Raw genomic sequence first — 12,832 nt, 5'->3', positions numbered from 1 at the left:
TTTAAAAGTCATCTTCAATTTTTATACATTCTTCAGGACATACGTCCATACATACTTCGCAATAACTGCATTCATCAGGGTCGACGATGGATATTTTATCGCCTTCAAGGACTAAAACTTCCATAGGGCAAACATCTGCACATTCAGCGCAGTCGTCTCCTCTGCATTTTGAATAATCAATAGTTATCTTTGACATGATTTTATTCCCCTTTAAAAGTGACCCATTTTCGGATTTAAAAGTTCTTCTTCAATGCGAACAAGTTCATTAAGCTTGGCTATTCTTTCACCGCCGATAGCACCGGTCTTTATTAACGGTGAAGCGAATCCTACAGCCAGATGGGCAATAGTTTCGTCTGTCGTTTCACCTGACCTGTGGGACACTACAGGCACGATGTTGTTTTCCTTAGCAAGCTTTACGGTTGCGTAAGTCTCTGAAAGTGAACCAATCTGGTTTGGCTTGATTATGATTGCGTTTGCAGCATTCATTTCAATTCCCTTTGCCAATAATTCTTTATTCGTAACGAACAAATCATCACCGCATACAAGGCACTTGTCTGAGACTTTTGAAGTCAATTGGGAAAATCCTTCGAAATCTGATTCGTCAAATGGATCTTCGACATAAAACATATTGTAAGTTTCAATAATGTCTTTAACAAATTCTATTTGCTCCCCAGTATCTTTTTGAACTCCATCCTGAGCATAAACGTATTTCTGCTTTTCTGAATCCCACAATTCAGAAGCAGCCATGTCTAGGGAAGGCCTTATTTCAATACCCAATTCATCCCCTACCTCTTCGCAGGCCTGAGCCTGGATTTCCAAAGCAGCGTCATTTGAAATGTTAGGTACCCAACCGCCTTCATCTCCTTTTCCACCAGTGAAATTGGAGTCTCTTGATTGGATAAGTTCCTTTAATTTTTTGTGGACAGATGCATTGGCAAATATTGCTTCAACAACGTTTCTGGCCCCTACAGGAACAACCAAAAATTCCTGAATGTCAGGTGCGTTGATGCCTGCATGAGCTCCTCCGTTCATCATGTTTCCAAGAGGGTAAGGCAGTTCATTTACCAGGTTTCCTCCCAGATACTTGTAAAGCGGCATGTTATATGAAGCAGCGGCAGCTTTCATTACAGCTAGGGAGACTGCAACGGTCGTATTTCCGCCGATTGCTGATAGGTTATCTGTTCCATCCACTTCTCTTAATACTTCGTCGATAGTATTAATGTCACGAGCATCCATACCGATAAGCTCTGAAGCGATAACGTCTTCAACTTCGCTTACGATAACATCCACACCGCCTTCCGGGAATGATACCACTTCACGTGAACCAGTACTTGCCCCGCTCGGCGCTGCAGCTCTACCGAAACCGTTCCAAGTGGTTACGTCCACTTCGACGGTAGGGTTTCCTCTGCTGTCCAGGATTTTTCGAACTTGGACATCCTCTATTATACTATCCAAAAAAAACACCTCAGTGTCAGTTGATTTATTACCACAAAACCTATAGGCCTTAAAAATCAGTAAGTTTCTTTATAGAGTTTTTATGGTATTTTTTATTTTTTTTAATAATTTATAAGAATAAATAGATTAACTATTTATTCAAATCTTCATTTTTTATAATATCTAATGGTAAAACTCCTTCTTTAAGTTCCTTATAAGCAATGTCAATAGGATCCAGGGAATCGCCAAGCTCCACTTTAGGTTTGGCACCCATGGAAATTTGAATTGCTCTTGCTCCAAGAAGTCTAGCTCTTTCAAATCTTGTTAACTCTTCTTCTGAAACCATGAATATTCTTCCCATTAAATTTTTTAAAGCTTTTATCTTCCTACAACAGTTAAATCATTCCCAGGTTTCCACGTGGGAAATCAACATTCTTCTACAACAGTATCTTGTTAAACCTAAATCATCTAAAATGTCTTTAGACTTTTCGCCATCAGCCAATCTGCGATTGTACTCGTCAAAGTAAGCTGATACAGGTTTTCCGCAACTTAAACATCTTATAGGAATCATTTATATCATCTTTTATATGTTTTAATAAAATATAAAAGTACAGAATTGAATTATCTGTAACTTTTTTGTTTACGTGCTCTTGCTCCAGGACCACCGTATTTTTTAGGTTCTGAACGTCTTGGGTCACCTACTAACATGGTTCTGTCGTATTGGATGAATTTTTCTTTCAAATCCATATCCTGTGACCATTGGACAAGTCCTTTTGCAATAACCATACGTGCAGCTTCTGCCTGACCCATTACTCCTCCGCCGACAACATTGATGTTGATGTCAACGTCATTAGCTAATTCGCCTGCTAAAATTAAAGGTTCCTGTAATTTTAAGTTAGCGAGTTCAGGTGAGTAAAGTTCTAAAGGAACTTTGTTGATTCTGACTTTACCGGTTCCTTCCTGAACGGTACCGCGAGCAATAGCTGTTTTACGTTTTCCACTTGTATGAATAACTCTTACCATAATCACACATCCATTTATCTAAAAGGTAGCTCCTAAAAGTTTGGAGATTTCTCCTAATTCGATACCTTTTTTGAGATCTTTGTATTCTGCTTCCGGAACTGACTGGAGTTCTGCATCTGCATATTCAGCAGGTACGCCGACAAATGCTTTTAAGCCTTTGTATGCGGTTTTGCCTTTTGATTTTTTGAAAGGCAACATTCCCCTTACAGTTCTTCTAAATATATCATCTGGTCTTCTAGGATATTTAGGACCTAAATCACGAGGGTTTGAGATACTTGCTCTGTCCACTCTTTGTTTGTATTTAGCGTAAGCCCAATCCTTGTTTCCAGTTAACATAATTTTTTCAGCATTAAGAATTACTACTTCTTCGCCTTCTAAAAGATTTTTACTAGTAATACTAGCTAATCTTCCTAAAACGCATCCTTCTCCGTCAATAATCATCATTTTAACACCCTACTTATTCAATGATCCTAATGTTTGATCCTTTAGGATTAGTTTCGATTATCTCATCAATTGAGATGCATTCTCCACCGGCACTTTCGATTTTTTCCTGTGCCTTAGCTGAGAATTTTAATGCTACAACATTTACTTTCTTGTCTAATTCGCCGTTAGATAAGACTTTGCCCGGTACTAAGATGGTTTCGTCTGCAACAGCATGCCTGTTAATGTCTGAGAGGTTTACTTCTGCAGTTCTCCTGTTTGACCTGCTAAGTCTGCCAGCAACGTCTTTCCAAATAGCTGCATCTTCACTTTTTGATTGTTTATTAAGTTTATTAATAAGTTCAATAAGGTTAGGATTAGTCTTGATAATTTTCTTAACCATTATTTACTCCTCCTTCTCACTAAAACTGATAAATTTATCTGCTTTTTCACTTAACTTATCACAAGCAGTTAACAACACTTCTTTAGGAGGCATTGATCCATCAGTTTCAATTCTAAATATGAAATCATTTTCACGATACCCTATGTTAATGTAACTTTTGTCAGGAGCTCCGTTTGCAGCTGCCCTGTTGATTGAAGCTCTTTCACAGCTTTTACACATAGTACAGTTTTCAATATCCAAAATTTTAATCTTTTTAGACCTTTTGTCTGATTTTAAGACACCACGAGGACATGCGTCAGCACATTCGTAGTCAATGTCCATGTCATCATTGAAGGTGATTTCAGGATACTGCTTATATGCGCATACTGTGGTAGGCATCCATTTCACATGGTTCTTGCCGTATCCGACTTTTGCGTAAGCTTCAACGTTGAGTTCTTCATCATCTTTGAGTTTAACAATAGGAATTGTATCGTATACTGGTTTAATTTTTGAGTCTGAAGATATTAAATCCTTAGAATAAACTACTTTAGGTCCCACTTCATTTAAGCTGAATGCAACTCCGTTGTGTTCAAACCATCCTTCATCTTCAGGAACAGGCAAACCTTCAATTGCATCCAAATCAGAAACCAAAGGAGTTAAACCAAGCCTATGTGCGAGCACCTCATTAAACATTGCGGAATCATTTCTGATAATGTTCACGTCTTCAATAGCTATTTTTGGAACGTTAACCATAGCCGCCCTTCTGATAGCGTTTACAAAAGGCACTTCTGCATCACGAACAATGAAAACAATTTCATCATCGCTTTGACTTTTTAATTCTATCTCCATATTAAACCCTTCCGCCTATACTCTTCTTCCTCTTTTACCACCAGGTCTTCCAGTACCGTCGTGAGGAATTGGAGTGATATCTTCTATCTTACCTATTTTAATTCCAGCTCTTGCTAAAGCACGGATAGTTGCCTGTGCACCAGGTCCAGGACTTCTAGGTCCGTTTCCACCAGGAGCTCTTACTTTGATATGTAATCCAACAAATCCTTTTTCTTTAGCGTCATCAGCTATTCTGGTTGCTGCAGCCATAGCTGCGAAAGGTGAGGACTGTTGTCTGTCTGCACGTACAACTTTTCCACCGGACCATTGTGAAATGGTTTCAGCACCAGTAATATCTGTTACAGTAATAATAGTGTTATTGAATGATGAGTAAATATTAGCTATACCCCATTTTTCATCTTTTGCCATAATTACACCCTTTATTCTTCTGCATTAGCTTTATTGTCCTTGCTATTGTTGTATTCTTCGATCTGTTTTGCTACAGGTGAGGAACGGTAGAATCCGATTGCTTCTTCCTGACCTTTCAATACCACATAACTTGGTGAGTTGATTTTCTTACCGTCTAAAGCTATGTGACCGTGTACAACAAACATTCTAGCTTCTTTAGGAGTACGAGCTAAACCTTTTCTGTATACAATAGTTTGTAATCTTCTTCTTAAGATATCTTCAACAGTTAAACCTAAGATATCTTCGATTGCAGCGTTTTCTGGCAAAACACCGGTTCTAGCTAAGTGTCCTAATAATTCTAATTTTTCTTCTTGCATCTGATCGCTGGAAAAACCAAGTAAATACCTTGCTTCCCTACGATACCTTCTAACTAATGTATCGGCTTTCCAAATTTCTTTTTTGTTTTTTAAGCCGTATTTTGTCATTAATTTGTTTTCATCTTTAATTCTTTCTGCGTTCCAAGGATGAGGTGGCGTATTATACTTTTTCCTTGCTTTTCTTGGTTGACCCATTAAAACATCTCCTTATCTAAATAATAATTAATTAAAAATAGCGTTTTATGCTTATGAACGTCTTACACCAACTGTAGCACTTTTTCTGAAAGTAGATTTGGTTCTTTGACCTCTGACAGGTAAACCAACTTCATGTCTTCTTCCTTTGTAGCTTCTGGTCTTTTTCATTCTGTTCAAATCATCCCTTAAAGTCATGTCAAGGTCTGATTCAATTAAGTGAATGTCTTCACCAGTAGCATAGTCTTCCCTGCGGTTTAACATCCATGTTGGAATATCAAACGCTTTAGGGTCTTCTATAATGCTCTCAATTTTTTCGACATCTTCATCAGCAATATAACCGATTTTTGAATTTAAATCCAAATCCAATACACGGCAAATGGTTTTAGATAAAGATAAGCCTACACCTTTAATATCAGTTAAAGCGTGCTCGATGGTTTTGTTTCCATCTACATCCTTTCTGGAAATACGCACTAAATGCCTAAATTCGTCTTCCATTAAATAACCTCCATTTATAGAGCGAACCTACGAGACGTAAAATAATAGATTCGAATGTTTTGAGCTTCTCAAAACACAGTTCTTTCAACAATTTAAACTTAGTTAACAAACTAAGAGTGCAAAAATAATATCAGTTTAACAATATATCATAAAACTAAGAAATAGTGTTAAAAACTAATAAGCGCCGAGACTGGGATTTGAACCCAGGAGGGCAAAACGCCCACGAGATTTCCAGTCTCGCGCCTTACCAGGCTAGACTATCTCGGCACATAACTAGCTATAAAAAAATACTTGCACACATATTATTAAAATAATATGATATAATAATATATTATAATCCAAGTATATAAAGGTATTGTTTAAAAGTGCTTTTTCAAGGAAAAAAATAATTTTTCAAGATTTTTAATTATTATATATTCATTCCTTAAAATAATATCTGAACTGCACGTCATCAGGAATGCTTTCACTAATCCTTTCGAAAAATTCATTCTGGCTGAAGTTTTCATCGATTTTGACGTTGATTATGTAGTCTTTAAGTTGGGAATCGCCTTCAATAATGTTAAAGAATTCCTCAAAGCTTTCATCGAACTCCCCTGATTGGATTAATGTTTCACGGACGTCACTTTCCTCCACCAGATGCTTTACGAACTGGGCGAAATACAGGGCTATCTCATCTTCATCCATCGGACCCAGTGGCAAATCATCCTCAAAGTCCATATCATCCGGCTCATCATAATAGAGATTGAAGCCGCAGTTCGGGCAGAACCTGTTTGAAGAATCCCAATTTGCAAAGCAATACGGACATATTACGTCATCGGATGCGAGCAATTCATAGAGCTCCTCTTCCGTTATCTCACGGACGTCATCATCTATCAGAAAGTAAAGGCGGGTCAGCAGGCCTTCATCGGTTACCATTCCCTGACCATATTCATAATAAAGCTGATCCTTGATTTCAAAAGCCCTTTTTTGCGAAAGGACACCATTATCAACCATATTTTCCATATAATTTGACAATCCCTCATCGCTTGCCACAATGCTTCTGAAGCCTTCTTCACAAATCGGCAACTGCTCCTTCATTTCAATGACAGTATTGATGAAGAGTTCCTGGTTATTCAAGAAGAAATCTGCGATGCCGGCGAAATATTTCTCACTGATCAGCTCTTCTCTTGTTTCTATGCAGTCATAGAGCTCATCATCCCAATCCAGAAACATGGAATAATTAATAAGACATTCGCCTGATTCCAAAATTCCTTCCACGATAAATGGAGAACAGATATCCGTAAGGTAAAAGCTTGAAAGATAATACTTCATGGGATCCCTATAGGAATCAACATTGGATTCAATGGAATATGACGGAATTTCAAAGACTATAGCTGAAACCGCAATATTGTCCCTGACTTTTTTAGCCAGACCGTAATGCATGAGAATATCAACAAGATTGCGCGTAGGCTGCAATATGGAAAGCTCAATTCCCCGTTTATAAATGGATAAAATCTCGTTTAAAAACAGCCTGTTTCCCCGGAATTCAGGCAATATATAAACCTGAACGAGAGAAATCAGCCCTATATTTGTATTCTCGTAAACGGCAAATCCGACAACCTTGTCTTCAAAAAGGATTTCCTTGAAATAGTCTCCCTCAACTTCTTCCATTACATAGTCTTCCTTTTTAATGGCGTTGAGAATATAAGGATAATCTTTTTTAAGTAGTTTTACTGCGTTAATGAAGCCATCATCATGAATGGTGACGGCTTTTCTGTCTTTTCGAACAACAAAATTTATTGACTTCATAGATAATTACATATAAATTTCAATCTAAAAATATTTTACTAATATTATATAATAGATATTAATAGGTGATAAAATGGACAACTTAATTTTAATTATAATTGTTGTTGTATGTATAATATTTGTAGTTGGAACGCTAATCCACATGTACAACAACCTGATCAACTTAAGAAACCGTGTGCAAAACAGCTACTCACAAATAGATGTGCAGCTTAAAAGAAGAAACGATTTAATTCCGAATTTGGTGGAAACAGTAAAAGGATACGCCGCCCATGAAAAAGGCGTTCTTGAAGAAGTCACTAAAGCACGCTCCAATGTAATGAACGCAAATGGAGTGGAAGAAACCAGCGAAGCCAACAATCAGTTGACCGGCGCATTGAAAACACTCTTTGCAGTTGCTGAAAACTATCCTGACCTTAAAGCCAACAGCAATTTCCAGCAGCTTCAGGAGCAACTCACAGATACCGAAGACAAGATTTCCTATTCAAGGCAATTCTATAATGATACTGTTTTGAAATACAACAACGTCTGCCAGCAATTCCCATCAAGTCTTCTTGCAAGACTCTTCCGCTTTAAACCTGCAGAATTCTTCCAGGCTGACGAAGCATCACGCGAGGTTCCTCAAGTAGAATTTTAAGTGGTGAAAACCCCATGGATCATAAGAAAATAGCTGTAGCAGTCTTATTGTCACTGGTAATATTGTCTTCGGCCAATGCCATCTATGCCGGTGACGACAGGGACTACAGCATTATCGATTCCCTTATCGAATTGACCATTAACAGTAACGGTCTGCTTCACGTAAACGAAAGCTATACCTATTCCTTTGATGGGACATTCAACGGAGTTTACCGGGATATCCCCCTGAAGGAAGGGGAGAGCATTGACAACATAAGCGTTTACATTGACGGAGCCTACGGCACCTATGAGGAATCAGAGAGCAATGGTCAAAAGCACCTGAAAGTCTATCTGTGGGCAGATAAGGCCCATACCAAAAAGATTCATGACCAGGAAGTAACAATAACCTACTCATACGACATGAAAAACGTCGTGACGCTTTACAATGATATCGGATCTCTCCAATACAAGCTGTGGGGAGAGAACTGGGACTGTGACGTGGAACACCTGAAAACGATTGTCCACCTGCCGGGTTCAAATGATATCAATTACTATTTAAACCCTGAATACTACAACCTGAGCGATTCAATTAATGGAAACATAATTACTGCCGAAACCACGAAGATTCCTTCAGGGGAATTCTATGAGCTGCAGGTACTGATGCCTTTAAGCGACTTTACCGACGCCCAGTACGCAAAGCACGTTAACGTCGACGGAAAAGACCAGATTATGCAAAAACAGGCAGAATACAAAGGCAGCGTAAGCTTCTGGGGCACCGTATTCACAGTATTGAGCGCCATAGGTATACTCTCTCCATTATCTCTTGTTTACGCTTACTTAAAATACGGAAGGGAGCCTAAAGTCAACTACGAAGGAATCTATGAAAGGGAACTTCCAACGGATGACCCTCCTGCAATGGTTAACGCGCTGATTGACAACAAGTCAAATATCGGCGAGCCGAACCTCAAGGGCTTTGAGGCCACAATCATGGATTTAATTGACCGAAAGGTATTCAAGATGCACGTAGAGGAAGGAGAGCATACCAAAGACCTGATTTTAGAATTTGATGAAAGCAAATATGACTCTCTGGCAAAGCACGAACAGACCGTTTACAATACCCTTGAAAACTTCAGCGACAACGGCCTTTTAAACGTGTCAAAGCTGTCTTCCCAACTGAACAACGAAACCAGCGGAAAATATTTCGAACGCAAGTTCGAACAGTGGAAAGACGACATTGCAAACGAATATTTGGGCAAAGAGAGAATTTCAGAATACTTCAACGATGCCGGAAGCACATTCGGTTCCGGATTTACTGTGGGAGGAGTGCTTTTAGCAGTGATATTTGGTGCTGTAAGCATGTTTTCCAATCATCCCTCATCAGGACTTCTAATGATTGGGGCTGTCGTTTTGGGAGTCTTCTCAATCGGAGTTTCCTTCCTTCCCGAAGACATTTTGGGACAATGGACTCCTGAAGGCCGTGTGTACTATCTCAAATGGAATAACTTCAAGAAGTTCTTAAAGGACAACAGTTTAATTAATGAGCACCCTCCGGAATCAATAGTCATCTGGAACAAGTACCTCGTTTATGGAACCGCCCTTGGAGTGGCTGACGAGGTATATAAAGCCATGAAACTTCATGTGCCGAAAATACATGATGACGACTACTATTACGGAGACCTGTACTGGTTCCACTCATATGCCGGATTATCAATGCTTAACAGTGCATTCAACGACGGTATATCAGCTGCAAACCCATCATCCAGTGGTGGTGGCTTTGGCGGAGTCGGAGGAGGTTCCGGCGGAGGAGGTGGAGGAGCTTTCTAGTTCCCCTGCCATTATTTTTTTATTTTTCTTTAAATTTAATCGATAGCTACTTTTTTTACATTAATTTAATTGATTGACCCTTGCATTAATTGAGGGGTCGGTGAAAATACGATCTGATTTTAGACATGGATATATATGAAGCGGTTGAAAAAATGAGTTCTTTACGGTTAATGGCCGGCATTAATTGATATGAAACTTAAAAAAATATATAAATGCTGTGTAAATTACTTTTGCAGCTCTAAAATCCCTTTCTTACTAACAATCTTTGCAATTCCTGAGTTTTTTACCATCCTACAGCATATCGGGCATGGTTCGGCATCCTCTATTTCCACCCAGGCGCCATCAGCGTACATTTCCCCAGCGAGGAAAATTGTTGATCCAAGCATTTCATTCCTGCTTGCACTGATCATGGCATTCTGCTCGGCATGAACTGAAAAGCAGTCATCATAGTGGCCTGAATTAGATGGAAGGTTCATCCTCTTACAGTTTCCTCTGTCACAGCAGTTTTCCTCCCCTCTTGGATTTCCATTATAACCAGTACTGACAATTTCATCGTTATTGACTATTACCGCACCATAGCGTCTTTTAAGGCAAGTGCTTCTTTTTGAAACTGCAAGAGCAATTGCAAGATAATACTCGTTTTTGCTCATACGGTTCGTATCATTTTCAATTATTGATTTTTCATCCACCATATATTATCTCCTTTTTTAATTCTTTTCAAGCGCCACGATACGCTTAAGGTAACATCGTATAAACTGCCACTATGCTTGGAAGCGCAATTATAATCGTATTTTGAATCATTCTAAAACGGCGCATTTTCCATTCCTTTTCAGTCAATTCCCTTATTTTCGGGATTTTCAAAACGCTCAGGATAATGCCTGCTGAGAGGAAAATGAAATAGCAATTGATCAGGAAGAGATATCCGGCTCCAAGGAGCATGTCCCACCTGCCGTTTGCAATGGAATAGCCGCAGGTACACAGCGGAGGCATAAGGGCGGTTGCAATTGCAACACCTGGAATGACAGTGCTCGTTTTGTCCTGTCTGGTCTGTCCGATGATTCCTGCAAGTCCGCCGAAAAATGCAACTAGAACATCATAAAAAGTCGGGGACGTTCTTGCAAGCAGTTCCACCGTCGGTTCCTTAACCGGAGAGATGAAAAAATAAATCGATGCTGCAGTAACGCTGATTGCAATCTGCAGTGCAAAGCCTATAAGATGATTGCGAAGAAGCGGATAATCTGCCGCTACGCTTGCATATGCAGAAGCTAGGATGCTTCCCATTAACGGTGAAATCAGCATGGCTCCTATAATCACAGCCGTTGAACTCATGTTAAGACCGACAGAAGCAATTACCATTGCGCAAACCAGCACACACATGTTCGTTCCCGTGACTTTTCCACCATCAAGTAGACGTGACCGGATTTCGTCGTTAGATGCAGAATCCTCAGACAATGAAAAGGCTTTTTTGATTTTTTCCTTTGCTGTTTCTATCTCTTTATTTTCCTGACTCATTTTATCATTTCCATATCTCAAACATCAAAGACATAATAAGTTAAATCTCCGTTTCATTTATAGAATATCTAAATTATATTATTTAATTTTTTCATTGATATCAAAACTATTGTTGAATATTGATAGGAAAATGAATTTAGATAATGATGTATTTTTTACTGATTTATTAAAGCTTAATTATTATTTAAAAAAAAAATAGGGTTAAAATATAATTTTAACCTATTGTGCCATTTGATATGCATCATATGCAGCATAAATTGCATAAATCAAACTAACAATTGATACAACCCAATGCTTGAATACGAATGCAAAAATACAGCCTATAATTAATAATATTATGAAGAATATTATACCTTTTTTAATATCCCCTGCATAAGCTTGACCTAAACCCGGAATGAACAAGGATAATATTGCTGCAAGTATTGCGTTTGCCATATTTGTTACCTCCTCATTATTAGTTAGTAATAACTTTGATTAAAGCCATAAATAAACATTTCCATTATTTCAGATTAATTAATGTCTTTAATAGGTATAATTAACACGAAAAATAAGTGTGCATGAAAACAAAAAAGATTAACCAAAGTGATTGAATGAAGAGTCAATTTGAGTTCAAAGTAATGATGATTACACCACATATCCCAAACATTTGAAACGTACATGTGGTATAAGACCCCATAATATTCATTTAGGATTTGTAATTATTTATCTAAAGTAATGCTGATTGCCTTTTGCGTATATGGAGAAATGATTATATTTGATGCATCATTTAACAGATTTGAATTTGTCAATAGTTAATCTGATTTTTGACATGTTTTATACAATGTCCAAGTAAAGGAATTTCAGTATTATTTCATTAACTGTATAGAACAACTTTTCCACATTATAGAAAAATGTTATAAATGAGATGGATACAACAAAAGCAAAATATGAAAAAATAAATGTGATGCGAAATAATGAAAGATGCGATTAATTAAATGATAGTTATAGTTAGTTACCAAACTTTTGTTATAAATGTTTCGAGCCATTTGTCATAAACTTTCGTTCCAGAAATCGATTTATTGTAGGTTTTTATTGTTAATTCTTGTAAAAATTCTCTTGATTCTAGATAATAATGTTTAATTTCTCGTTTCATTTGTCTCCATATTTGTTCTATTGGATTTAGATGTGGGGAGTATGGTGGAAGGTATATTAATACAATATTAAGATGTAGTGCTATTTTTTTGATGAAAGCAGACTTGTGAACGCTGTAATTATCTAAGATTAAACATATTCTTTGTTCAGTTTGTATTTTTGTTATTATGTTTTCTTTTTCCAGTAGATTTAAGGTTATTTTTCTTCTTATTTCTCTTCTTTTTTTCACATTATTGATTGATTCTCGATTGCAGTGTTTTCCGATGATTCTAGCAATTGTTGAGGTCGTATCATCTTTATATTTTTCAATTGTTTTTATTATTTTTTCTGTGAAAACTTTGTTATTTTCATTGTTTTCCATTAAAATTTCGTCTATTTCTTCATCAGTTAAGTTAACTTCTTC

At 37.6% G+C, this 12,832-nt stretch carries 18 protein-coding genes and 1 tRNA gene; 2 read left to right on the top strand and 17 right to left on the bottom strand.

Annotated elements, in window-relative coordinates; all coding sequences use genetic code 11:
* Position 1: 1 nt before the first annotated feature.
* The 13 genes from F3G70_RS09785 to F3G70_RS09725 all read right to left on the bottom strand — a co-directional run bounded on the left by F3G70_RS09785 (position 2) and on the right by F3G70_RS09725 (position 7,350).
* The gene (locus F3G70_RS09785) at positions 2-196 is read right to left on the bottom strand and encodes a 4Fe-4S binding protein (protein WP_149732521.1); all 195 of its coding nucleotides are present in this window, start codon (positions 194-196) and stop codon (positions 2-4) included.
* A 14-nt stretch (positions 197-210) separates the two neighbouring features.
* Positions 211-1,455 carry a phosphopyruvate hydratase gene (eno, locus tag F3G70_RS09780; protein WP_149732520.1) on the bottom strand — a complete coding sequence of 415 codons (1,245 nt, stop codon included), beginning with the start codon at positions 1,453-1,455 and terminating at the stop codon, positions 211-213.
* Between the two features lie 130 nt (positions 1,456-1,585).
* A complete protein-coding gene (locus tag F3G70_RS09775) occupies positions 1,586-1,795 on the bottom strand; it encodes a DNA-directed RNA polymerase subunit K (RefSeq protein ID WP_149732519.1) in 210 nt (69 codons plus the stop codon).
* A 39-nt stretch (positions 1,796-1,834) separates the two neighbouring features.
* Positions 1,835-2,005: a DNA-directed RNA polymerase subunit N gene (locus tag F3G70_RS09770; RefSeq protein ID WP_149732518.1), complete on the bottom strand. Its 171-nt coding sequence runs from the start codon at positions 2,003-2,005 to the stop codon at positions 1,835-1,837.
* A 50-nt stretch (positions 2,006-2,055) separates the two neighbouring features.
* Entirely contained in the window at positions 2,056-2,457 is a 402-nt protein-coding gene (locus F3G70_RS09765; protein WP_149732517.1) for a 30S ribosomal protein S9, read from the bottom strand.
* Between the two features lie 18 nt (positions 2,458-2,475).
* Positions 2,476-2,898, bottom strand: a complete 423-nt coding sequence (locus tag F3G70_RS09760) for a 50S ribosomal protein L13 (RefSeq protein ID WP_149732552.1) — start codon at positions 2,896-2,898, stop codon at positions 2,476-2,478.
* Between the two features lie 16 nt (positions 2,899-2,914).
* A complete protein-coding gene (locus F3G70_RS09755) occupies positions 2,915-3,280 on the bottom strand; it encodes a 50S ribosomal protein L18e (RefSeq protein ID WP_149732516.1) in 366 nt (121 codons plus the stop codon).
* A gap of 3 nt (positions 3,281-3,283) precedes the next feature.
* The gene (locus F3G70_RS09750; RefSeq protein WP_149732515.1) at positions 3,284-4,108 is read right to left on the bottom strand and encodes a DNA-directed RNA polymerase subunit D; all 825 of its coding nucleotides are present in this window, start codon (positions 4,106-4,108) and stop codon (positions 3,284-3,286) included.
* A 15-nt stretch (positions 4,109-4,123) separates the two neighbouring features.
* Positions 4,124-4,516: a 30S ribosomal protein S11 gene (locus F3G70_RS09745; RefSeq protein ID WP_058739652.1), complete on the bottom strand. Its 393-nt coding sequence runs from the start codon at positions 4,514-4,516 to the stop codon at positions 4,124-4,126.
* Positions 4,517-4,527: 11 nt separating this feature from the next.
* Positions 4,528-5,067 carry a 30S ribosomal protein S4 gene (locus F3G70_RS09740; RefSeq protein WP_149732514.1) on the bottom strand — a complete coding sequence of 180 codons (540 nt, stop codon included), beginning with the start codon at positions 5,065-5,067 and terminating at the stop codon, positions 4,528-4,530.
* Between the two features lie 51 nt (positions 5,068-5,118).
* Positions 5,119-5,562, bottom strand: coding sequence for a 30S ribosomal protein S13 (locus tag F3G70_RS09735; RefSeq protein WP_149732513.1), 444 nt, complete (start codon positions 5,560-5,562; stop codon positions 5,119-5,121).
* 182 nt (positions 5,563-5,744) lie between these two features.
* A tRNA-Ser gene (locus F3G70_RS09730) sits at positions 5,745-5,829 on the bottom strand.
* A gap of 150 nt (positions 5,830-5,979) precedes the next feature.
* Entirely contained in the window at positions 5,980-7,350 is a 1,371-nt protein-coding gene (locus F3G70_RS09725; protein ID WP_149732512.1) for a zinc ribbon domain-containing protein, read from the bottom strand.
* Between the two features lie 73 nt (positions 7,351-7,423).
* Here F3G70_RS09725 and F3G70_RS09720 point away from each other — a divergent pair, with 73 nt between their 5' ends.
* Together F3G70_RS09720 and F3G70_RS09715 are read left to right on the top strand one after the other, a co-directional pair.
* The gene (locus tag F3G70_RS09720; RefSeq protein WP_149732511.1) at positions 7,424-7,984 is read left to right on the top strand and encodes a LemA family protein; all 561 of its coding nucleotides are present in this window, start codon (positions 7,424-7,426) and stop codon (positions 7,982-7,984) included.
* Between the two features lie 14 nt (positions 7,985-7,998).
* Positions 7,999-9,786 carry a DUF2207 domain-containing protein gene (locus F3G70_RS09715; protein WP_149732510.1) on the top strand — a complete coding sequence of 596 codons (1,788 nt, stop codon included), beginning with the start codon at positions 7,999-8,001 and terminating at the stop codon, positions 9,784-9,786.
* 224 nt (positions 9,787-10,010) lie between these two features.
* On the opposite strand, the gene F3G70_RS09710 is transcribed toward F3G70_RS09715, so the two are convergent.
* From F3G70_RS09710 to F3G70_RS09695, 4 genes are all read right to left on the bottom strand, one after another.
* Positions 10,011-10,478, bottom strand: a complete 468-nt coding sequence (locus F3G70_RS09710) for a dCMP deaminase family protein (RefSeq protein ID WP_149732509.1) — start codon at positions 10,476-10,478, stop codon at positions 10,011-10,013.
* 43 nt (positions 10,479-10,521) lie between these two features.
* Complete coding sequence (locus tag F3G70_RS09705) at positions 10,522-11,298, bottom strand: DUF389 domain-containing protein (protein ID WP_149732508.1); 777 nt, start codon at positions 11,296-11,298, stop codon at positions 10,522-10,524.
* Positions 11,299-11,517: 219 nt separating this feature from the next.
* On the bottom strand, positions 11,518-11,733 hold the full coding sequence (locus tag F3G70_RS09700) for a hypothetical protein (RefSeq protein ID WP_149732507.1): 216 nt from the start codon (positions 11,731-11,733) through the stop codon (positions 11,518-11,520).
* Between the two features lie 556 nt (positions 11,734-12,289).
* Positions 12,290-12,832 (bottom strand): transposase (locus F3G70_RS09695; RefSeq protein WP_188118151.1); only part of this gene is annotated, 543 nt, incomplete at its 5' end.

The organism is Methanobrevibacter millerae (assembly GCF_900103415.1).
Lineage (GTDB): Archaea > Methanobacteriota > Methanobacteria > Methanobacteriales > Methanobacteriaceae > Methanocatella > Methanocatella millerae.
The sequence above is the reverse complement of the archived record's forward strand: the minus strand, read 5'-3'. Positions and strand labels throughout refer to the sequence as shown.